Source organism: Aequorivita capsosiphonis DSM 23843, from assembly GCF_000429125.1.
Lineage (GTDB): Bacteria > Bacteroidota > Bacteroidia > Flavobacteriales > Flavobacteriaceae > Aequorivita > Aequorivita capsosiphonis.
On the sequence record NZ_AUBG01000006.1, the window covers coordinates 1 to 21,642 of the forward strand.

19 protein-coding genes are annotated in these 21,642 nt (G+C 37.3%); 12 read left to right on the forward strand and 7 right to left on the reverse strand.

Features of this window, described 5'->3' with window-relative positions; genetic code table 11:
- Nucleotides 1-336 (forward strand): type IX secretion system membrane protein PorP/SprF (locus G440_RS20920; RefSeq protein ID WP_157417857.1); only part of this gene is annotated, 336 nt, incomplete at its 5' end.
- A gap of 98 nt (nt 337-434) precedes the next feature.
- Here the strand turns inward: G440_RS20920 and G440_RS0104485 are convergent.
- Together G440_RS0104485 and G440_RS0104490 are read right to left on the reverse strand one after the other, a co-directional pair.
- Nucleotides 435-1,148 carry a tRNA1(Val) (adenine(37)-N6)-methyltransferase gene (locus G440_RS0104485; RefSeq protein WP_026450206.1) on the reverse strand — a complete coding sequence of 238 codons (714 nt, stop codon included), beginning with the start codon at nt 1,146-1,148 and terminating at the stop codon, nt 435-437.
- 356 nt (nt 1,149-1,504) lie between these two features.
- Nucleotides 1,505-3,424: a chloride channel protein gene (locus tag G440_RS0104490; RefSeq protein WP_211228190.1), complete on the reverse strand. Its 1,920-nt coding sequence runs from the start codon at nt 3,422-3,424 to the stop codon at nt 1,505-1,507.
- A gap of 192 nt (nt 3,425-3,616) precedes the next feature.
- Between G440_RS0104490 and ruvC the strand changes: the two genes are divergently transcribed.
- Nucleotides 3,617-4,168: a crossover junction endodeoxyribonuclease RuvC gene (gene ruvC, locus G440_RS0104495; RefSeq protein WP_026450208.1), complete on the forward strand. Its 552-nt coding sequence runs from the start codon at nt 3,617-3,619 to the stop codon at nt 4,166-4,168.
- A gap of 106 nt (nt 4,169-4,274) precedes the next feature.
- Here ruvC and G440_RS0104500 read toward each other — a convergent pair whose 3' ends face one another.
- Nucleotides 4,275-5,339 (reverse strand): transporter substrate-binding domain-containing protein, encoded by a 1,065-nt coding sequence (locus G440_RS0104500; RefSeq protein WP_026450209.1) that lies wholly within the window; start codon nt 5,337-5,339, stop codon nt 4,275-4,277.
- 166 nt (nt 5,340-5,505) lie between these two features.
- Here G440_RS0104500 and hemW point away from each other — a divergent pair, with 166 nt between their 5' ends.
- The 7 genes from hemW to G440_RS0104535 all read left to right on the forward strand — a co-directional run bounded on the left by hemW (nt 5,506) and on the right by G440_RS0104535 (nt 11,757).
- Complete coding sequence (gene hemW / locus G440_RS0104505; RefSeq protein WP_051285151.1) at nt 5,506-6,669, forward strand: radical SAM family heme chaperone HemW; 1,164 nt, start codon at nt 5,506-5,508, stop codon at nt 6,667-6,669.
- A gap of 76 nt (nt 6,670-6,745) precedes the next feature.
- A complete protein-coding gene (locus G440_RS0104510) occupies nt 6,746-7,492 on the forward strand; it encodes a cyclase family protein (RefSeq protein ID WP_026450211.1) in 747 nt (248 codons plus the stop codon).
- Between the two features lie 2 nt (nt 7,493-7,494).
- The gene (locus tag G440_RS0104515) at nt 7,495-7,845 is read left to right on the forward strand and encodes a DUF4260 domain-containing protein (RefSeq protein WP_026450212.1); all 351 of its coding nucleotides are present in this window, start codon (nt 7,495-7,497) and stop codon (nt 7,843-7,845) included.
- 4 nt (nt 7,846-7,849) lie between these two features.
- Entirely contained in the window at nt 7,850-8,458 is a 609-nt protein-coding gene (locus G440_RS0104520; RefSeq protein ID WP_026450213.1) for a DUF4230 domain-containing protein, read from the forward strand.
- A gap of 84 nt (nt 8,459-8,542) precedes the next feature.
- Complete coding sequence (locus G440_RS0104525; RefSeq protein ID WP_026450214.1) at nt 8,543-8,902, forward strand: MmcQ/YjbR family DNA-binding protein; 360 nt, start codon at nt 8,543-8,545, stop codon at nt 8,900-8,902.
- Between the two features lie 77 nt (nt 8,903-8,979).
- Nucleotides 8,980-10,752, forward strand: coding sequence for a MutS-related protein (locus G440_RS0104530; RefSeq protein ID WP_026450215.1), 1,773 nt, complete (start codon nt 8,980-8,982; stop codon nt 10,750-10,752).
- A 9-nt stretch (nt 10,753-10,761) separates the two neighbouring features.
- The gene (locus G440_RS0104535; protein WP_026450216.1) at nt 10,762-11,757 is read left to right on the forward strand and encodes a metal-dependent hydrolase; all 996 of its coding nucleotides are present in this window, start codon (nt 10,762-10,764) and stop codon (nt 11,755-11,757) included.
- On the opposite strand, the gene G440_RS0104540 is transcribed toward G440_RS0104535, so the two are convergent.
- On the reverse strand, nt 11,754-12,182 hold the full coding sequence (locus G440_RS0104540; RefSeq protein WP_026450217.1) for a YybH family protein: 429 nt from the start codon (nt 12,180-12,182) through the stop codon (nt 11,754-11,756). The two genes, G440_RS0104535 and G440_RS0104540, sit on opposite strands and share 4 nt — an antisense overlap.
- Before the next feature lie 142 nt (nt 12,183-12,324).
- On the opposite strand from G440_RS0104540, the gene G440_RS0104545 reads away from it, so the two are divergent.
- The gene (locus G440_RS0104545) at nt 12,325-13,359 is read left to right on the forward strand and encodes an AI-2E family transporter (RefSeq protein ID WP_026450218.1); all 1,035 of its coding nucleotides are present in this window, start codon (nt 12,325-12,327) and stop codon (nt 13,357-13,359) included.
- 96 nt (nt 13,360-13,455) lie between these two features.
- Here the strand turns inward: G440_RS0104545 and G440_RS0104550 are convergent, their stop codons facing one another.
- Together G440_RS0104550 and G440_RS0104555 are read right to left on the reverse strand one after the other, a co-directional pair.
- The gene (locus G440_RS0104550) at nt 13,456-16,476 is read right to left on the reverse strand and encodes an aminotransferase class III-fold pyridoxal phosphate-dependent enzyme (RefSeq protein ID WP_026450219.1); all 3,021 of its coding nucleotides are present in this window, start codon (nt 16,474-16,476) and stop codon (nt 13,456-13,458) included.
- A 98-nt stretch (nt 16,477-16,574) separates the two neighbouring features.
- The gene (locus G440_RS0104555; RefSeq protein ID WP_026450220.1) at nt 16,575-16,964 is read right to left on the reverse strand and encodes a lipocalin family protein; all 390 of its coding nucleotides are present in this window, start codon (nt 16,962-16,964) and stop codon (nt 16,575-16,577) included.
- A gap of 454 nt (nt 16,965-17,418) precedes the next feature.
- Here G440_RS0104555 and G440_RS0104560 point away from each other — a divergent pair, with 454 nt between their 5' ends.
- Nucleotides 17,419-19,092 (forward strand): BCCT family transporter, encoded by a 1,674-nt coding sequence (locus G440_RS0104560; RefSeq protein ID WP_026450221.1) that lies wholly within the window; start codon nt 17,419-17,421, stop codon nt 19,090-19,092.
- 39 nt (nt 19,093-19,131) lie between these two features.
- On the forward strand, nt 19,132-20,010 hold the full coding sequence (locus G440_RS0104565) for a universal stress protein (RefSeq protein ID WP_026450222.1): 879 nt from the start codon (nt 19,132-19,134) through the stop codon (nt 20,008-20,010).
- A gap of 109 nt (nt 20,011-20,119) precedes the next feature.
- On the opposite strand, the gene G440_RS0104570 is transcribed toward G440_RS0104565, so the two are convergent.
- Nucleotides 20,120-21,304, reverse strand: a complete 1,185-nt coding sequence (locus G440_RS0104570) for an ABC transporter permease (RefSeq protein WP_026450223.1) — start codon at nt 21,302-21,304, stop codon at nt 20,120-20,122.
- Nucleotides 21,305-21,642: the final 338 nt, after the last annotated feature.

Below are 21,642 nucleotides of genomic sequence, written 5' to 3' on the forward strand. Positions count from 1 at the left end.
TTCCAGTGGAGCGAACGAATGGGGGAACAGGCGGTGGACATCAACTTTAAGGCCTATCGGAAAATGGACTTCGGAGAGCTCTGGGGCGGGCTTTCCTACCGAAGGAGCCTGGACGGCGCCGAATATCGCAGCGGGATGGAGACCAAGGGGCAGAAGCTTAATTACATTACCCCGGTGCTGGGCATCAACTACAAGAACTTTTTGTTTGCCTATACCTATTCCTACCAGAGCGGCAACGTAAGGTTCGATAACGGCGGCTACCACCAGATTACCCTGGGCTATGACTTTGGCGGAAGGGGGGAACCGTATCAATGTAACTGTCCTGGGATAAATTGATGTGTATGTTCAATTAAATATAACTAGATATTTAATGAGTGGGATAAAGCAAGGCTGTATTCAGCTTAACAATCAGTTAGCAGATAAATAGATGCGAACTACATCTTCAAATAAAAATCTTTTACTAGATTTTGGTAATCTTCGGTAAAATCGTGACGTGAAGTTTCGATGGTTAGATTTTCAATTTTTGTAGGTGTCTTTTCAAACGAAAATTCTAGTATGCTTCTTTTTTCTTCAGATGCATCATTCCCCCGAACCCTGCAAATTCTGTTTGGAAACATGTTTACTTCCGAAGCCATTTTTATAAAACGCTCTTCTTCTTTCCGTGGAATGATAACTGCAAAAATTCCTTCGTCTGAAAGTAATCGTGAAGCGCTATCAATTAATTCATCAAATGGTAATGCATCGTTAAAACGAGCAATATCACGAGAGTCATTGGAGGTTTTGTAATCTTCAGAGTAGAATGGAGGATTCGAAATTATAAGATCGTATTTATCATCAATTTCCTCAATAAATTCTTCCAAAGAAGCGTGATAGCAAAAAAGACGATCGCCCCAAGGTGAGTTTTCAAAATTGTCAACACATTGTTCAAAGGCATTTTCTTCAATTTCAAGGGCATCGATCATTTCGGCATTGGAACGTTGGGCTAATTGCAAAGCTATAATTCCTGTGCCAGCACCAATATCCAAAATTGCAAAAGGATTTTTTTCTAAAGAAACCCAAGCTCCTAGCAAAACTCCATCAGTTCCAATTTTCATTGCGCAACGATCTTGTTCAATCGTAAATTCTTTAAAACGAAAAGGTTTGTTCATTAAAAATGCTTGCTATAAGGTTGTTCCTATTTTTTGGGATTACTTTTTTAAGTAGTATCAGATAGGGTTTTGTAAGACGGGAATTTCTTTAAGATTATACGCTTAAGATTTCTATCTTAATTTTTACCACAAAATCTAAATTTAAACAAAAGTAACAACTTTAGCAGACAGCTTATGGCCAAGCGACTATTAAAATTACGCCATTTTACATAATACGATTAGATTTTTATATGTTATATTGAAATTCTGTATTATTTCCTGACTAGCAGACACGTTAGTTCAGTTTAAGTAGAAAACCTAGATGGATAGTCTCGCATAACTTTAGAAATTTTTAGAGATGTAAAGCCCTTATATTTCTATTTACCTCGTAAATAGGTTCTTAGCTTTTTTCCTCTTAAAACTATTTTTAATCCTCTTCGTTTTAAAGAAACATTGGGGTGTTTTTTAAGATGTTCCTCCAAGCTATATTTATAGGTTGCAAGGATATCGCGGTAGGATAGAACGCCAATTATTTCTTTATTTTTGTTAGAGATTACAGGTAGCACATCTATATTTTCTCTTGCCATTGTTTCAACTGCAGTTCGCAATGTGTCGGTGGTTTTTATGTGTATGTTGCTATGAGTGGTTAAGGTTCCTACTTGGTTTTCCTGGATATGATTTTTGCTCAACAGTTTTGAGGAGCTTAAAATTCCTTTGTATTCTCCGGCAATGTTGGAAACAACGAAGTAATCAGGTTGATAGTCTTCCTCTTGGCTGAGCCATTCGCGGACTTCTTGAATGGTGTTTTCTTCGCCGATAATTATTCCACTATCGTCCAAGACTTGTTCCACTCTCAATTTTTCCAACGCATCAGGCACATAGGAAAGTGGAGTTGAGACACCTCTGCGCGCCATTTTTTCAGTCATTATAGTGTTTTCCATAATAAAATAAGACACAAAATATGCAGCGGTGCAGGCAGCCAATAAAGGTAACAAGGCATTGGATTGCCCAGTGGTTTCAAGTGCAAAGACGATGGAGGTAAGGAAGGCACGAGACGAACCGGCAAACATAGCGGACATACCAACCAAGGCTGCAAGGGGAAGGACGACACCTGAATTTGGAAACCATTGAATTATCTGAATTCCAATTAGAGCTCCGGCAGCCCCACCAATTGTCATTAATGGGGCAAGTGTACCGCCCGATGTACCGCTACCCAAAGCAATGGCCCACGAAATAAATTTCAAAATACAAAGCGAAAGAAGGACTTTCAGAGTCATTGTTCCAGAAAGTACATCAATAATATTGTCATAACCCACACCCAGAGTTCGAGGCGAGAAATAACCCACTAAGCCTACTCCCAGTCCACCAATGGCAGGCCACCAAGCCCAATGAACCGGAAGTTTTTCAAAACCATCTTCAATGAGATAAACTATTTTTGTGGCAAGTACGGACAATAAACCAATGACAATCCCCATCAGGCTATAAACAAAAAGAGCAGTGTTTGAGGGAAATTGTATTGCAAATTCAATAGGAAAGACAACCTGTGGCCCAAACAAAAAGTGATGTCCAGCGGCTCCCGTGATACAAGCCAACGCAACGGGGATAAAGGATCGTGGGGAAAATTCAAAAAGTAGCAATTCAATGGCCAGAAAGATTGCAGCCACAGGACTTCCAAAGATAGCAGCCATCCCGGCCGTGGCACCGGCTGCCAATAAAATCTTTCGTTCGTTATCGGTAATACGAAGCAGTTGCCCCAAAGTGGATCCTAAAGCGCCCCCCGTGGCAATAATAGGACCCTCCGCACCAAAAGGACCACCGGTACCAATGGATATGGCAGACGAAATTGGCTTTAAATAGGTAATGGCAGGATTTATTTTACTTTGGTTGGTCAGTATTTGTTCCATAGCTTCTGGAATCCCATGCCCACGGATAGCTTTAGAACCATAATAAGCCATAAGACCCACAATCAAACCACCAATAGCCGGAACAATAATCACCAGAAGCCCCAGATAATTATCTCCCGGGCTTGTATGCTCCATAGAGAAATTTCCAAAAAAGGAAATATTTGTAATTAGGCTAATTAGATGGACTAAGAATTTGGCAATAAAACTGATGCAAATAGCAACTACAACAGCCAAACAAGCGATTGTAAAGATTCTTTTTTTATTGTTTTGGTTTCCAGATAAAGAACCTTCACGCTCCATGGTATCGTCTAATGAGACTGAAACGGGAATTCCTTTTCTGAAGATGTTGCTACTTTTCATTATATACCGCGAGTGCAGTTTTTTTATTTTCAAAGAGAATAGATTATACAAATATAAAGAATAGCATAATTTTTAGACCAATTTTCAAGATTTTAGAATACTATAATCGTGGTAGGAAGCGACTTAGCAAATCGAAAAAAGAGTCTTGCTAATTAATAAAGACAATAAAATGACTTGCTTTAAAACGAACTTTAGTAAAATTATATTCGTTATTTTACACCATAGATGAAAACAGAGAAAATCATTTTAGGAATCGATCCCGGAACCACTATTATGGGTTTTGGGTTGATTAAAGTAATAGGAAAGAAAATGCAGTTTCTGCAGTTGAACGAACTTCAACTTAAAAAGTATGACGATCATTATTTGAAATTGAAGCTCATTTTTGAACGTACCATTGAGCTTATTGACACCCATAATCCAGACGAAATTGCAATTGAAGCACCTTTCTTTGGAAAAAACGTTCAGTCTATGTTAAAACTCGGTCGGGCGCAGGGAGTTGCAATGGCTGCCGGACTTTCACGAGAGATTCCTATAACGGAATATTCGCCCAAAAAAATAAAAATGGCCATCACTGGAAACGGAAATGCAACTAAGGAACAAGTAGCCAAAATGCTACAAAGTCTCTTAGGTCTAAAAGAACTGCCCAAAAATCTAGACAGCACGGATGGACTTGCAGCTGCGGTTTGTCACTTCTACAATATGGGGAAAGTTGAAGTTGGCAAAAACTACACAGGTTGGGCAGCTTTTGTTAAGCAGAATGAAGACCGCGTTAAATAAAAAAGTAGCAGTCCCGATAGCTATCGGGAGTTGCAGTTGGCAGTGAACTGTTGATCAATTTTAAAAAAACGAGGTTTATTCTCCTCCTTTGGGGGAAGGGGGCTTTCTAATTCCTAGAAATCCAATCTTCCACAATATGGGTAATTTCCTGGTTCTCCTGTAGATTTATTATTTGGAGATCCACTTTCCTTTTTAAATCGCTTCCAATAGGAAAGAGAAAACCGTAATATTGAGGCTCAATTCTTTTTTTACTCAATACAAAATCATCTTTTTTATCATCTTCAAAAATATATTCCAATGGGATTGCATCATAAATAACGGCGTCAACTTTCTTGTCCAATAACATTTGGTAGCCCTCTGAAACGTCTCCAACTGCAACTGGAGATCCGCCCACGTCTCTTACTTTATCGATGATCTTTTTGTAATTGGGAACGGCTACTTTTTTGTTTTCTAAATGTGTAAGCCCAGTAATTGTTTTATCGTCGCTTGTGCTTTTTGAAAATGTTGTAGCAATTCCAGCCACAAAAGAAGTCGCTAAAATCAATGAAGTTATCATCCAAGCGCCCAATATAAATCTTCCTGCAGCACTCCGTGGTGCCAAATCACCATAACCTACGGTAGTCATTGTTACGACGGCCAACCAAACTCCCGAAGCTGTGCCCTTAACAACGCCTTGGCCATATTCTTCAGGATACTTTCTACCCTCAACCGCCCAAAACAAAAAGCCTACAAAGGTTAATATAAACAATAGCCCTATTACCGCATATAAAAATGTTGTAGACATAAACGGTTTTATTTTACCCCAAAAACTAGTTTTCACCACTGGCGCTAAAATAGCGAGTTCCGTGTTATAGTAAGGTTGTGAGAAATTGACCAAAGCCGCTCTGGAAGAGTTTATTGTGATTGGCCCAATAAGAATATCCAGTTCTTTATTGTCAATTGCTTTTATACCATCTGCCACGGATTTATACTCTATTAAATTATAATTTCTGTTAATTCCGAAAGCAATTTCTTTCCAGATATCTATAACAATACCTTCCTCTTTTTCGCTATGCATCACAAATGGTGCCGACCCGGCATAGCCTACTTTTAGTTTGTCCTGTTTTTCTTGGGCTATTAATAAAGTGTTCGAAAAAAATAAAAGGAAGAGTAAACTGAAATATTTATGCATCGAAAATTCTGATTTTTTTAAAATTTTTAAATAGCGCTATTTCATCTAGAAATACGCTTAGAGGTAAAAATATAAGTAATTTTGAACTTATAAAAAGATTGAGCGCTATTTTGCAACTGTTTAACGGTTTTGAAAATGGCTTATCTTCTTCTGAAGTAATTTTTAAATGATAGAAAATAAATTGGACAAAAGGATTATTAACACTGCAGAAGCATCGCTTTACATCCATATTCCCTTTTGTAAACAGGCGTGTCATTACTGCGATTTTCATTTTTCAACTTCATTAAAGAAAAAAGGAGAATTGGTCAATGCGCTCTGCAAAGAACTAATGCTTCGGAAAGATGAGATAGGTGGAAAAGTAGAAACTATTTATTTGGGGGGTGGTACGCCCAGTTTACTTTCTTCGGAAGAATTGCAGCAGATTTTTGATGCTATTTATAAGAATTATAGCGTTTCTAAAACTCCAGAAATTACCATTGAAGCAAATCCAGACGATTTAACACCTACTCTAATTCAGGAATTAGCGAATTCACCTATTAACCGCCTCAGCATCGGAATTCAATCCTTTTTTCAAGAAGATTTAAAGCTAATGAACCGCGCCCACAATGCCACAGAAGCTTTGGAATGTATAAAGGAAGCAAAGAAATATTTTGAAAACATCAGCATCGATTTAATTTATGGAATTCCGGGAATGACGAATGAACGTTGGAAGAAAAACCTTGAAATTGCTCTCAGCTTGAATGTGCCTCATCTATCGTGTTATGCTTTAACCGTTGAGCCAAGAACTGCTTTAAAGAAATTCATCGATAAGGGAATCGTGCCGCCTGTTGATGAAGACATCTCCAAACAACATTATGAGATTTTAGTGGAGGAAACTGAAAAAGCCGGTTTGGATAATTACGAATTTTCAAATTTTGGCAAGACAGGTTTCCATTCCAGGAATAATACCGCTTATTGGGAAGGTAAACCCTATTTGGGCATTGGTCCCTCAGCACACGGATATGACGGAAAATCCCGAAGTTGGAATGTTTCAAACAATACAAAATATATCAAAAGTATTGAAGCAGGCATATTACCTTCTAAAAGTGAAACCCTTTCAATTGAAGATAAATACAACGAATATATAATGACCGGCTTACGCACCAAAAAAGGTGTGTCTTTGGAAAAAGTTGAAAGTGAATTCGGAATAACGTATTCTGAATACCTTTTAAAACAGGCTGAAAACCCTTTGCAAAATGAATTGCTAATCCTAGAAAACCTAACCTTGAAAGTTTCAAAAAAAGGCAAGTTTTTGAGTGATGGGATTGCTTCCGATTTGTTTATGGTTTAGCGTAAATTAGACCTCAGTCATTGTGAGAAACGAAGCAATCAAACCTGTGAGGTTTAAATAATTGAAATTTTAAGAAATGAAAACTACAATTGAAATTAACAATCAAACTATAAAAGTTGATCTTTCCAAACCTTTGGATATTTCAATTCCATTACGTGCTTCCGAAGAAAATCCGTTGGCTTGGTATCTAAGCGAACCGAAAATCGAACCAGTGAAAATGGATGATTGGACAGCCAAAGTTTCGGAAGGTGCATCGGTTAATTTCAATAATATATTTTTCAATCCGCACGCTCACGGCACGCATACCGAATGTTTTGGACATATTTCAGAAGAATTTCACTCCGTAAATGACGCCTTAAAAACCTTCTTTTTTTTAGCCGAAGTGATTTCCGTAAAACCTGAAAAAGTGGGTGATGATGGAGTTATTTCCGAAGAAAGCATCAAAAAAGTATTAGATGGAAAGACTCCCGAAGCTATTATTATCAGAACACTTCCTAATAATTCTGTTAAAAAATCAAAGCATTGGTCTAATACCAATTGGCCGTTTCTTCACGAAAAAGCAGCTTTGTTTCTACGTAAAATAGGAGTGAAACACTTGCTAATAGATTTACCTTCAGTTGACAAGGAAAAAGACGAAGGGAAACTTTTGGCGCACAAGACATTTTGGAATTATCCAGAAAACCCACGCCAAGATTGCACAATTACTGAATTGATTTATGTTCCAGATTCAATTAGCGATGGAAGTTATCTTTTAAATTTACAGATGGCTTCGTTTCACAACGATGCCTCGCCTAGTAAGCCGGTTTTATATAAAATAATCTAAAAATGCAAACAACATTAAAAATTGAAGAATTAGCCCAATTTATTTTGGGGATTGTTCTCTTTTCACAACTCGACTATGTCTGGTGGTGGTTTCTGGTGTTAATTCTAACTCCAGATATTGGTGCGATTGGATATTTGATTAATACAAAAATCGGTGCTTTCACCTACAATATTTTTCATCACAAAGCCGTGGCCATATTTATTGGCTTGATAGGTTTTTACTTCGATAATTCATTGTTAATTTTAATAGGTGTAATTTTGTTTTCCCACGCTGCAATGGACAGAATTTTTGGATATGGATTAAAATATCCGGATAGTTTTAAGAACACGCATTTGGGAAGTATAGGAAAATAATGTTATGGAATATCTGTTTATAGGTTTAGCCGTGGGCGCTGTGGTGGCTTACTTTGTTTTCGCTCGTTTTGGCGGTGGAAAAAAAGAAAAGGTCAGTACGCAGTCCGTTATTTTAATGGAGAAAATCCGCAGCGTCTGCAAATTCATTACTGTGGAAGGTGATTTTTCTGAAATCTTCTACTACGAAAATGTAAAAGACAAATGGCTCAATTTAGTGTTAGGAAAAAAGAAAGCGCTTGTTCTAATTGAAGCAAAAGCACATATTGGCTTCGATCTTACTAAGGTGAAAATGCATGCCGATACAAAAAATAGAACCATAACCTTAACTAATTTTCCACAACCCGAATTACTTACCATTGAAACTGATTTTAAATATTATGACAAACGTGAAGGTTGGGCAAATCCTTTTACTGCGAGCGATTTAACGGACATAAACCAAGAAGCCAAAAAACATATAGTAGATAAAATTCCAGAAACCGGCTTGTTTAATGAAGCCTCAAAACAGGCTTTGGAAACCATTCAGCTTATGGAAACTTTGGTGCAAACTATTAATTGGAAACTGGATTATTCGGCTTTATACGCTGCAGAGGAAACCCCAAAGTTGAAAAAATAAATACCAAACCCCAAAATTTTTTGCCTTCCTGCAAGGTGTTCCCCGCATTTTCAGCGGGCTCCTTGTAGGTCTAAATACAATAGTATGAACATAGAACAATTCAGAGAATATTGCATTGCCAAAAAAGGCGTCACCGAATCTTTCCCCTTTGGCGAACAAACCCTGGTTTTTAAGGTAATGGATAAAATATTTGCGCTGGCAGGTTTAGATACTCATCCTGCAACGGCCAACTTAAAGTGTGATCCAGAACGCGCAATTGAACTGCGAGAAGAATACGATGGCTTGATAGTTCCTGGTTATCATATGAATAAAAAACACTGGAATACCGTGGAATTGGAAAGAAATTTATCACCCAAATTGCTCACTGAATTAGTAGATCATTCTTATGATCTAGTAGTAAAAAGTCTTACCAAAAAATTACAAACCGAACTGGATAAAATGTAAACCTAACAGATCGGAACTTGTCCGCCGAAGCTTTTTTAGCGTAGGAGGAAGACCTGTTAGGTTTCAACAAAAAGATAATGAATAAACCTTCAGATTTTTACAAGCAACAAATAGAAACCCATTCAGCGGAATTAAAAAACTTAAAGCATAAACTCGCTTTTTCCAGCACGCTTAGACTGCTGGTTTTTTTGGTGGCTTGCTTTGGTGTTTATTTTTTCTTCGGAAACATAAAAGTGATACTCCCCATTATCGTTGTCGCAATAGCAGTCTTCATTTATTTGGTTACAAAACACAGCGAATTGCAACATAAACGTGATCTAGAGAAAGCCTTGATAGCACAAAATGAAACTGAACTGGAAGTTTTAAGTCGTGTTTTCCATCATTTGCCTGCCGGCGAAAAGTATAGTGATCCGCTCCATTTTTACAGTCAGGATATTGATCTGTTTGGTCGCGGTTCTTTCTTTCAGTATCTAAATAGGACTGCTTTGGAAAGTGGTTCCGATTTCTTGGCGAAACTTTTTACAGAAAATAAAATCGATTCTATCCCAGAAAAACAAGAAGCGATAAAGGAATTGTCTGAAATGCCAAAATGGAGGCAGCGGTTTTCGGCAATTGCTTCCTTGGTTAAAACAGAGGTTTCCGCAACGGAAGTTACCAGTTGGCTGAAAGATTATAAAATTTTTGTACCGAAATGGATCAAGTTGGTTGCGCCTATTTTTTCAATCATTTCCTTAGGCTTGATTGTATTGAACTATCTCGATTTAGTTTCGGGTTATGCAATTGGTGGCTGGTTCTTTTTGGGGCTGGCAATTTCAGCGAAATATTTAAAAAAGGTAAATGATCTTTCCTCCCACACAGGAAAAATACAGAGCACTTTTGAGCAATTTCATAAACTTATTTTAGAGATTGAAACTCAGGAATTCTCTTCGGAATTACTTTCCCAAAAAAAGAATCTTATTGTTAATTCATCAGTAAATGCTTCTGCAATTTTAAGGAAATTCGCCAAACATTTGGATGCCTTAGATCAGCGAAGCAATATGCTAATTGGCGTAATCGCAAACGGATTTATGTTACGAGATCTACGCCAGAGCTACAATATTGAGCGCTGGATTGAAGAACATAAAGAAAGTGTGCCAATGTGGTTTGACGTCATTACATTTTTTGACTCATATAGCAGTTTGGGTAATTTCAATTTTAACCATCCCAACTATATTTTCCCAGAAATTAATGATAGACATCCTGTTCTAAAAGTAAAAGGTGCGGGACATCCGCTATTGAATGACTCGACAATGATTCGCAATGATATCCAGATTAATTCAGAAGAATTCTTCATTGTTACCGGCGCGAATATGGCGGGGAAAAGTACTTTCCTAAGAACTGTATCGCTTCAAATTGTAATGGGAAATATCGGATTACCCGTTTGTGCGGAAAAAGCGGAATACAACCCGATAAAGCTCATCACCAGTATGCGGACAACAGATAGCTTGACCGACGATGAATCCTACTTTTTCAGTGAATTAAAACGCTTAAAATTTATTGTTGACGAAATAAAAACCGATCGTTATTTTATAATCCTTGATGAAATTCTAAAAGGAACAAACAGTACCGATAAAGCTATCGGCTCCCGCAAATTTGTTGAAAAGTTGGTAGCTAGTAATTCCACAGGAATTATCGCCACCCACGATTTAAGCCTGTGTGTTGCCGCCGAAGAATTGCCAGAAGTAAAAAACTATTTCTTTGATGCACGCATTGAAAATGGCGAACTCTTTTTCGACTATACTTTTAAGCCGGGAATCTGCCAGAATATGAACGCTTCTTTTTTGTTGAAGAAAATGGAAATAGTTGATTAGATTGCGAAAATGGATTCAGTAACACAAATTGTTTTAGGTGCTGCCGTTGGGGAAGCAGTTTTAGGAAAGAAGATTGGAAATAAAGCAATGGTTTTGGGCGCGATTGCGGGAACCATTCCAGATTTGGATGTAATTTCAAGCTATTTTACCGGCACCGTTTCTGCATTGGAAATCCATCGCGGATTTACACATTCCATCGTTTTTTCGGTAGTTTTTGGATTTCTTTTCGCTTGGCTGCTTGCACTTTGGGATAAACGTGCAAGTTTGAAGGAATGGTTTTGGTTTTGGTTCCTTTGTTTCGTGACGCATCCGTTGCTCGATGCGCATACCACTTGGGGAACGCAGCTCTTTTGGCCACTAGATCTTCGGTTGGCGTATAAAAACATCTTTGTAATTGATCCACTTTATACCGTACCGTTTTTAATTTTCTTGATTTTGGCGATGCTCCAGAAACGAGGAAGTATCAAACGGCGAAGATTCAATAACCTTGGTTTAATTGTGAGTAGCGCTTATATGGTGTTAACTTTAATACTCAAGGGAATTACATATTTTAAGTTTGAAAATGCTTTAAAAGATCAAGACATTGCTTATCTGGAGTTGCAAACCAAACCTAGCCCGTTGAATACAATTTTATGGACGGCAAACGTGGAAACCAAAGATGCTTTTTTAATTGGCGACTATTCTTTTTTTGATACCAAGCCAATTCAGTTTTTTCCACATCCAAAAAATCACGAAGCGCTTGGAGATTTAGTGAATGAAGACAAAGTGCAGCGGCTTATAAAAATTACCCAAGGTTGGTACACTATTTCGGAAAAAGAAGATGGAGTTTATCTAAACGATCTTCGTTTTGGAATGATGAGTGTGGACCAGAGCGTTGAAAAATATGCTTTTAGTTTTCGGCTTGACAAAAAAGAAGATGGCTTAGTTGTTACCGAAGAGCCCAAAGATAGAAGCGAAGGTAAAAGACTTCTCTCAGATCTTTGGAAACGGATAAAAGGGAATTAACAGCTCATATCTGCGATTATGCGCCAATCGCCATCAATTTTTTTGAAAATAATCAAGAAAACACCATTTACATCACCCGCACTTCTAATGAGATGATATTGACCCATTACGTGATAGGAGTTTTCTTCAATCTTCGTAATTGCATCGACGGTAAATTCTAAGGTTCCGGTATATTCTTTTGAGGGATATCCTTTCTTATAGTTGTCAAGCGTTTTTTGCCAACCTTTTGCAAGGCCGCCTCTGCCGTAGAATTTTAAGGAATCGCTCTTCCAGTAGCCTTGCATATATCCTTCAAGATCAAATTGATTCCAAGCTTTTTCTTGTGCAGTTAAGACAGATAGAATCGCTTTTTTGTCCGTGGTTTCGGTTTGGGAAACTGCATTTAACGTGAGCGTTAAAAATGCTAGAAGAAAAAGTTTTTTCATAAGAAAGAAGTTTATAGGTGCGTATTTGCGTAAAAGTTTAATCGCATAGCTATTATTAAAAGATACAATAGATTATTTCTGTAATTTTCCGCTAAATTTACTTTAAGGGATTAAATTCTTAATCTTACATAAAAAATCTATTTTGAGCGAGTCAAAAATAAATATTTCAGGCAGTTATTTAATAAAAGCCCTTTTAATTTTAGGCGGAATATTAGCGGTGTTTTATGTGGGTGCTGGATTGTTGATGCCCTTGTTGGTGGCTGTAATCATTGCAATTCTACTTGATATACCAACAAAAAAATTTAAGCAATGGGGGCTTCCCAATTGGCTCTCCATTACGTTATCTGTTGTTTTGATGCTTATAGCTTTTTTTCTGCTTTCTTGGCTTATCAGTTCACAGATAAATAACATTGCCGGCGACTGGCCTAAAATCAAAGATAAGGCAAGCGAAAAGTTAAACAATCTCTCACAGTGGGCAAACCAAAATTTAAATTGGGACTATCAAAATTACATTGAAAACAATAAGCGTTTGGTGCAAAAAACGGAAAGTCTTGCAACTGCCTTTTTATCGAGTATTTTTAATCTATTGTCTCAATCGCTCATCATTTTTATATATGTTATTTTGTTGTTAATGCAGAAAAGGATGTTTATTGGTTTTTTCAAAAAACTTTCCTCCAATTCCGCTGCAATGGGTTCGCTTTTAAGTGAATCTGCTAAAATTATTAGTAGTTATCTTTTAGGAAAGAGCAAAATTATGCTTTTCTTATTTGGGATATATTACTTAGGTTTTACCTTAGGTTCTGTTCCTTTTGCACTTTTTTTAGCTTTGTTTGCAGCCCTGTTTTCCATCATTCCGTATGTGGGTAATTTTATAGGTGGCGGTATTGCTGTGGTACTATCCTATTTATATGCTGGCAGTACGCCTGCGCTTATTGTAATAGGAGTAATTACCGCAGCACAATTAGTTGAAAATTATATTCTCACTCCCTGGATTATTGGTGATGAAATTAATCTAAATCCATTTATGACGGTATTCGGGGTTATACTTTTTTCAACTTTGTGGGGAATGGTGGGTGCAATTATCTCTTTACCAATAATTGGGGTTTTAAAAGTGATTTTTGAACACACAAAAGGGATGGAAGCCTATGCTCATTTATTAAAAAGGAATGATTCTTAACCATACTTGCGTCTTCGCGGCTTTGCGTGAAAATTTGCTCGCAAAGCCGCGAAGACACAAAGATTTTCTGTATTAAAATTTCAATCTTTCCTAAGCCTAGCCGAAGGACATAAAATCCTCTCCAAAAACAACTTTCAACCTGAACAGTAGCTCTTCCGCATTATCCCTGCTGAAAACCATTGGCGGTTTTATTTTTAAAACGTTGTGATCCGGGCCGTCAATACTCATCAAAATCCCCAGCTGTTTCATTCGGTTTGCTAAATAGGAAGCATGCTCTGGCATCGGATTTTTTTCGAAATCATTTAACTCAAAGCCTAAAAATAAACCTTCGCCGCGTACATCGCCGATAATAGGAAATTGTTTTTGAAGGGTTTTTAATTCAGCAATTAAAAAACCGCCAACTTCTAAAGCGTTTTGTTGTAAATTTTCTTCCTCAATAACTTCCAAAACGCTTCTTCCAATAGCACACGAAACCGGATTTCCTCCAAAAGTGTTGAAGTATTCCATTCCTGTGTTGAATTTTTCAGCAATTTCTTTTGTGCAAGCTACAATTGCCAGCGGATGACCGTTTCCGGCCGGTTTGCCCATTGTTACAATATCTGGCTTAACGTCGTAAAGTTCAAAAGCCCAAAAGGATTTTCCCATTCTTCCAAAACCTGTTTGTACTTCATCTGCAATGCAAATTCCGCCAGCTTCGCGAACGTGCTTATAAACTTTTTTAAAATAATTTTTTGGAGGAACAATCTGTCCGCCACAACTAATCATTGTTTCGCCGATAAAACCTGCGATTTCCTTGCCTTCGGCTTTTAGGTTTTCAATGATTTCCTTGGCGTGATTGGCGTAATCAATGCCACAATTTTCTCCAGTATATTTTCCTCTATAGGAATTGGGGAGCGGAAGAATATGCGTTGTTTCAGGCTTTGGAAAACCGCCTTCGCCTTCAAATTTATAGGAACTCACGTCCATCACTGCATTTGTGTTACCGTGGTAACCTACTTCTATCGCTATAATATCTTTATTACCAGTCACTGTTTTCGCCATTCGCAGTGCAAGTTCATTGGCTTCACTTCCTGAATTTACAAAATGGATTACCGATAAATGTGGTGGCAGTTTTTTTAATAGTGCTTCAGCATAAGCGATGATTTCTTCGTGTAAATAGCGCGTATTTGTATTTAAAACCGCCATTTGTTTTTGTCCTGCTGAAACCACTTTTGGATGCTGATGCCCCACGTGGTTTACATTGTTTACGGTGTCAAGATATTTTCTACCTTCAATATCAATCAAATAAACCCCTTCTCCACGGACAATATGCAGCGGTTTATCATAGGAAAGACTTAAGCCTTTTCCGAGATGCTCTTTTCTGAAGTTGATAATGTTCTTGTCAGACAGATTTTTCTTAGTAGTTTCCAATTCCTCCGCCCCGGCGGACAAGTCTTTAAAAATAAAATTTGGATCGGGACAGATACTTTTCCAAATTTCAACTTTTGAAGGCAAAGCCACACCGTTAAAGTTTTCATTATTGCCCAACAGATCCAAAATAAGTTGGAAGTGAAGATGTGGCGCCCAATTGCCATTTTCATTCGGCGATCCAATATATGCGATGAGGTCGCCTTGTTTTACTTGTTGTCCAACTTTTAGAATTTCTAGCGAACTAAGAGTAAGATGTCCATAAAGGGAATAGAATTTCTCTTCTTCAAAACTGTGTTCTAAAATTAGCATTGGTCCATAATCCTTATCGTAATTGTTGTGATGGATTATCTTTACAATGCCTTCAAAAGGTGAGTGAACTGGAGTTTGTGCAGGAACCCAGAAATCGGTGCCCAAATGTACAGTTCGATATTGCGGGCCGTTATTGCCTTCACTTTTAAAAGCTTCGGTGCTATAAAATGGACGCGCTTCCATATAACCATTAAGCAAAATGGTTTTGGGATTTTGTTTTTGAAATTGTTTTAATTTAAATTCTGAAACCTCGGGATCGTTGTATTCTAAAAGATTTCCCAGCAAGGTACTGCCAACACTCATATCGATATTTACTACTTTTTCTGAAGCAATCGTCGGAAACATCGTTATTAAAGAAATCTGATTGCGTTTTGCCCAGGTTTCAAACTTTTCTTCCAATGGATGTGCAGCATATCCGCAGGCAATTCTGAAGGAATAATATGCGAAATTTTCATTTACATCAAACCATTTCTCTAATAAATCCCAGGCAGGTTTTTCACTGATTACGAAATATTCATCATTTGGAAATTCCGTCTTTTTCAAGGAAGCGCTTGTTACCGTAATTACCAAACGCATTCCCACCAAAGTGTAAAGGCATTTTAATTCTTCTTCTGAGAATTTGTATGCTTTATTATATCCTTTTAACACTTCCAGGGCTGCCGAAAGTGGATCTGGGAGATCCATTATTGCATACGCCAAAGCGATAGCTAAGTCGTTGATGGTTTGAGTGAAAACTGAATCTCCAAAGTCTATAAACCCTGCTATTTTTGGATTACTGAAATCTTTGGAGACTAAAATATTGTAATCGTTCAAATCGTTATGAACGATGCTTTTTGGAAGGTTTTTGTATGATGAATGAATTTCTGAAAACCTATTTTGAAAATGTTGAACAATTTCTTTCTGCTTCCCCGAAAATTGATTGAGATACTCGGTGGTCCAAGCTGAATTTGCCAAATCCCATTCCAGTTTTCTGTGTGCTGCTGGATGTGTAAAATCTATTAGCGCTAAGGTTAATTGCCCTGCAGTTTCACCCAAGTTGTTCCGTAAGTTTTCGGTTTTTGGATTTACTGATGCCCAAAGGCGGCCAGGAAGCCAAGAAAGTAAACGCGCCGATTTACCTTCGGAAATTCTAACCAGCGAATTATTGTCTTTGTCAGAAGTAACTCTTGCAGTTTGAAACGCCAAGGTTTTATTGGAAAGGTGTTCCAAGATTTTAACTTGAAAGTTTAGTTGCTCTTGGTTTTCTTCTGAAGATATTTTTAATAAATATTTTTCGTCATCCGAAGTTTTAAGCAGAAAGTTTTCATCTGCATAACCATCTAGTTTTGTAGCTTCCGCGATTATATCATACTCTTTTTCTGCAATTTGCGAAGCTTGTTGTGTTGTGGTTTTGGACATAGTTATTGGAAGCTGATTCAATAACAAAATTAGTGAAAACTTGAGGTTTAAAAGTTTCTAGGGTAATTCTTAATTTAGAAATTTTTTTCACGGATAATTTAAATAGGCATAACAACCGCTAGTTTTATTCCAGTTTCAGGTAGTTCAAAAATCATTTTATTATCACTTTTTATAGGTTTAATCTTCATTTCACTATTACTGAGCTCTATGGTTTGTGTGGCTTCGTTAAAACTCCAAGTAGAGTTTTTGAAGGTGTTATCATATTCATTTGAAGCTTTACTTTTTCTTTTCAGTCTCAATTGAAAGTTATGGTCTGGATATATGTCAAAGTATGCCGCAATCATATCTTCCGCCTGTTTTGGTTGGGCACCGGCATCTACTATACTTACAACCTGCCAAGTACCTGTGATTTCTTTATCGGTCAACGATTGGCTCTGCACAGAATAAGCGAGAAACATTAGAAGGAAAAGGAAAGCTAGTTTTTTCATTGTTTTTTTGTTTTTAATTTGCGGAAAGATAGGGGTTTTTGAATGAATTTTTCTGAAGATGGATTGGGTTCTTTAAATCTAGAAAGAATAGCATTTTATAACTACTAATGGAAGTAAGGGTTAGAATTAGAGATAGCTAGAAAAGGTTTTCTTTAATGCTTCAAAAAACAAATTCTAGAATCATTTGTAAACCAAATTAATTTATGGTATTATGTCGATCGAATAATATTTATAAAAATCACTATGAAAATCCCCAAGCTCAGCTCTTCTGAAGCAAAAAAGATTCCCGATTTTTTTTATAACTTCCAATTTCAGCCTCTAATTACTCGAGGTACTTACCACTGATTCATATTCATTACTTTAACGGGAGACCACACAGGTTTTTCCTAAGATTCCTGCTTTTCCATATTTAAAGAAATAGGATCGATTTCATTTTTTTAAAATCATTTTTTATATGTCGATTAAAGTCACTCGAAAAGATAGCACCTCAACATTTCTTGGTCTTGTAGTTAACAAAACGGTGTTTTTTACAGCGATTGCTGTTGTAATTATTAGCATTGGGTTTACCCTTGTATTTGAAGATGAAGCCGAACATTATTTTGGAATTGCACAAACTGCGGTGTCTGCTCACGGTGGATGGATTTATACCTTGTCAGTAAATTTATTTATTGTTTTTTGTTTATATATGGCTTTTAGCAAATTTGGACGTATCCGGATTGGCGGTAAAAAAGCAAAACCCGAATTTAGTATGTGGGCTTGGTTTGCGATGCTTTTTAGTGCCGGAATTGGAAACGGGCTCGTACTTTTTAGTATTGCAGATCCAGTTCGCGACTTTTTGAATCCACCGCGTTTGGCAGGGGAGGAGCCTGCGCTTATTGCACAAGAGGCTATTAATTTTTCATTTCTACACCACGGAATTCACGGTTGGGCCATTTATTCTGTAGTGGGGCTTTCCTTGGCTTACTTTACTTTTAATAGAAAAATGCCTTTAACCTTACGTTCGGCTTTCTATCCACTATTGGGAAATAGAATCTACGGATGGATGGGCGATGTGATCGATATCATGGCGGTTATAACCACGCTTTTCGGATTGGCTACAACCATTGGATTCGGAGTAGGGCAGATCAACTCAGGACTTACGCACGTTTTCGGCGTTCCGAGTTCCTTGTTTTATCAAGTGATTATAATTGTAGGAGTGACCTTGGCAGCCACCATTTCTGCGTTTAGTGGGGTGAATAAAGGAGTCCAAATGCTCAGTAAGCTGAACGTACGAGTAGCAGCAACTATATTTTTGCTGGTTTTGATTTTGGGGCCAACAACCTTTATTTTTAAATCGTATATACAGAATCTCGGAAGCTATTTGGTTAACTTTATAGATATGTCTACGTGGACGGAATCTTTACGTGGCACCGATTGGCAAAAAACCAGAACTATTATGTATTGGGGTTGGTGGATTTCTTGGTCTCCATTTGTTGGGACTTTTATCGCTCGTATTTCCAAAGGAAGAACGGTAAAAGAGTTTATTCTGTGCGTCTTAATATTACCTGCGATGGTAACTTTTCTATGGTTTAGTGCCTTTGGAGGTACCACCATGCGCGATATCCTTATGGGTGATACCGCGATGATTGCTGCGGTAAACGACAATATTTCCACAGCACTTTATGTGTTTTTTGATAAATTCCCATTGGCGATTCTTTTAAAATCCTTGGGAGTGATTCTTATTTGTAGCTTTATTATTACTTCGGCAGATTCGGGTGCCTTGGTTGTTAACAGTATTACCTCTGGGGGAAAACTAAAAACACCTCCGTTTCAAAGAGTGATATGGGCTGTTGCAACTGGCTTGATTGCAGCTGTTTTGATGTATGGCGGTGGATTAAATGCACTACAAACAGTGGTGACGATTTCTGGACTGCCCTTTGCCGTTTTATTGGTGATGATGTGTTTCTCATTATATAGGGGTATGAGCGAAGATTATGAAAAATCTGAACGAAAGGAAAAACTTCTTGAAAGGGAAAGCTACCGTAAAAACATACTCAATTTGGTAAATGAGGAGCGGGAAGAGAAAAACTTAAAGAAGATTGAACCAGAAGAAGAACCTGAAAAAAAACCGGAAACAACCAATTTATAAATATTTTAAATTTTCAAAAAAAACAGTTAAGTTAGAAAGATGACAAAGAAAATAAATTTAGAAAACGAGTTGAAACTGATGGTCGCCTTAGATCTTACCGAAATGGATCCCATTCTGTTAGGCTATGTAAGCTTTCTTTGTAAAGTGTGGAACATTGAACATCTGTATTTTACTCATAATATTAAAAAATATAAGCTCTATGACTTATATGACGATTTTCTTGAAGAGGGAATTACGGTAGAAGATATAGTAGATCGCGGCTTGCAAAAAACTATCGATAAACATTATACCTCATCTGTTCCACATACGGTCCTGATTACTTCTGATGATTATACCGAAAGCATTCTCAGTCATCTTGCTGAAGAATATAAGATTGATGTAATGGTTACTGGTAATAAGAATGAATTACAAGGCACAGGTGCATTGAGTCAAAAATTGGTTCGTATGCTGGATGCTCACGTGCTTCTTGTTCCCGAAGAAGCTAAACATACAATGCAAAATGTATTGGTGCCAACCGATTTTAGCTCTGGTTCAGCTAAATGCTTTCCAGTCGCGAGTAGTTTGGTGGAAAGATCAGGCGGGAAAGTTGAAGCAATACACGTCTATAGTCTCCCTTCTTTTTTCTTTCCATATATCAATACAGAAAAGGTCATTGATAAGACCAAACTACATTTAAAGGAAAAGGTAAAGCAATTCCGGAAAAAATACAAGCTTTCAGAAGAGCTTCCGTTTCGATCTTTCGATAGAGAAGATATGTCTGTTGTGGAAGCGATAGAATTTCACGCCGAAAAAGGGGATTTTGATATTATTGTAGTTTCGGCCAGAGGCGGGAACAATATAACATCTCTATTTGTGGGCAGTGTTACTAACGATTTATTGATCAGAAATAGAAGAATGCCTTTGTTGGTTATAAAGTAGCAGGAATTCTTTTATAGCTAGAATTTGTTATTATTGCCTCTCTTGGTTTTTACCTTGAGAGGCTTTTTTATTTCAACGTTGAGAAGCTATGGAGATTTTGAGGAATCTATCAGGCTCCCAGAACTTCCGCGGTGTTTCTTCTTTTCTTCTCAAACAAGCGAATCTTCACCTGCAATAATATCACCATTACCATAAAGGCAACAGCTGTAATCAACAACAAAATTCCTATTTCTGTTTTTATTGAAGCTAGATTTCCACCGTAAAAAGCTATTTTCCGAAACCCACTTAAAAATTGGGTAAGCGGAATAAACTGTGCGATATTGGTGATTGCGGATGGAATTGCCATCGTGGGCCAAGTAAATCCACTTAAAATAAATGCAGGGGTAGAAATAACCATCAAAAGTTCGGTAGCCTTTAACTGACTGGGGATGGCGATAGAAAATAGCATTCCAATAACCATTGACGCCAATGTCAAAAGGATAGTCAAAACCAGCATCGGAAAATTAAAAATATCGGCATCAATATTAAAGTATGGAAAAAACAAACTAACGGCCAGCCACATAAACGGGAGCATCAATAAAAATGGAGTGGCTTTTAATGCGATATGATAAAGAGACGATTTGCTTTCCTTTATCAAACTTCCAAAATATCCATCTTCAAAATCCCTTGCAAAAACCAGCGCCATCGCTAAGAAAATAACCTGTTGCATAATTCCTGCCAATAAACCGGGCAACATAAATGTCACATAATTGCCAGTGGAGTTATAGAGTTTGTTAAAGTTGATCTTAAAACTTTCGTACTGACTAAAAGCTTGGGTAGGATGCATTCCTTGTTTTTTCAAACCTTCTATTTCCATTCCGGCATTCAGCGTCATTAAAACGGATTGTATGCTTTTACTGGCAGTATTGGCGTTTAGGATATTTGCCATATTTAAATCCACTCGAATCTCAGGATGCTTTTTCTGAAAAACATTCGCTTCAAAATCAGTGGGCAAAGTTACTACGGCAGCATATTGTTTTATCGGCATCTCTGCTTTTATATCTCCAGCAGAATATCGCACATCGCTTACCAATAAACTTTCATTATCCTGAAAGGCATCGATGATTTTATCGGTTGTAGGACTGCGGTCTTGATCGATAATTACGATAGGCAAATCTACAACTTTGGCCTGTTGATATACATAGCCAAACAAAAACCCATATAGAATAGGCGCCCCAAATAAGATTGCGAGGAGCACATTGTTTGAAAAAATGCGCTTAAACTCAATTCGGACTAATCTTTTAAATTTCTTCATTGTTTCATTTTTTGGACTTAAGACGTAGGAGGAGTTATGTATTTAATTACTAATTATCTAGTCTATCATCTAAATACTTTTATAAAGACTTGATGATTAATAGTTTGTGTTTATAAGGATAAATATTTGACCACTCGATTTGCACTATTGGTACAACGCATTCATAACAGACTGAAAGTCTGTTCCATTCGTGAAATCCAAATCGATCGGCTTGCGTCATCATTTTCAAAGAAAGAATTAGTGTATATTAGTGCAATTCGTGGCGGTACTTTGAACGCGAGTTAGATCAAGTTCGTAATCTCGGGCGAGCCCGAGTGAGGGATTTATGTCTTACGTCT

Excerpts from the sequence above, each read along its gene's own strand:
- G440_RS0104485 (WP_026450206.1), bottom strand. The coding sequence starts at position 1,148 with ATGAACAAACCTTTTCGTTTTAAAGAATTTACGATTGAACAAGATCGT.
- ruvC (WP_026450208.1), top strand. The coding sequence starts at position 3,617 with ATGAAAACAGAGAAAATCATTTTAGGAATCGATCCCGGAACCACTATT.
- G440_RS0104500 (WP_026450209.1), bottom strand. The coding sequence starts at position 5,339 with ATGCATAAATATTTCAGTTTACTCTTCCTTTTATTTTTTTCGAACACT.
- hemW (WP_051285151.1), top strand. The coding sequence starts at position 5,506 with ATGATAGAAAATAAATTGGACAAAAGGATTATTAACACTGCAGAAGCA.
- G440_RS0104510 (WP_026450211.1), top strand. The coding sequence starts at position 6,746 with ATGAAAACTACAATTGAAATTAACAATCAAACTATAAAAGTTGATCTT.
- G440_RS0104515 (WP_026450212.1), top strand. The coding sequence starts at position 7,495 with ATGCAAACAACATTAAAAATTGAAGAATTAGCCCAATTTATTTTGGGG.
- G440_RS0104520 (WP_026450213.1), top strand. The coding sequence starts at position 7,850 with ATGGAATATCTGTTTATAGGTTTAGCCGTGGGCGCTGTGGTGGCTTAC.
- G440_RS0104525 (WP_026450214.1), top strand. The coding sequence starts at position 8,543 with ATGAACATAGAACAATTCAGAGAATATTGCATTGCCAAAAAAGGCGTC.
- G440_RS0104530 (WP_026450215.1), top strand. The coding sequence starts at position 8,980 with ATGAATAAACCTTCAGATTTTTACAAGCAACAAATAGAAACCCATTCA.
- G440_RS0104535 (WP_026450216.1), top strand. The coding sequence starts at position 10,762 with ATGGATTCAGTAACACAAATTGTTTTAGGTGCTGCCGTTGGGGAAGCA.
- G440_RS0104540 (WP_026450217.1), bottom strand. The coding sequence starts at position 12,182 with ATGAAAAAACTTTTTCTTCTAGCATTTTTAACGCTCACGTTAAATGCA.
- G440_RS0104550 (WP_026450219.1), bottom strand. The coding sequence starts at position 16,476 with ATGTCCAAAACCACAACACAACAAGCTTCGCAAATTGCAGAAAAAGAG.
- G440_RS0104555 (WP_026450220.1), bottom strand. The coding sequence starts at position 16,964 with ATGAAAAAACTAGCTTTCCTTTTCCTTCTAATGTTTCTCGCTTATTCT.
- G440_RS0104560 (WP_026450221.1), top strand. The coding sequence starts at position 17,419 with ATGTCGATTAAAGTCACTCGAAAAGATAGCACCTCAACATTTCTTGGT.
- G440_RS0104565 (WP_026450222.1), top strand. The coding sequence starts at position 19,132 with ATGACAAAGAAAATAAATTTAGAAAACGAGTTGAAACTGATGGTCGCC.
- G440_RS0104570 (WP_026450223.1), bottom strand. The coding sequence starts at position 21,304 with ATGAAGAAATTTAAAAGATTAGTCCGAATTGAGTTTAAGCGCATTTTT.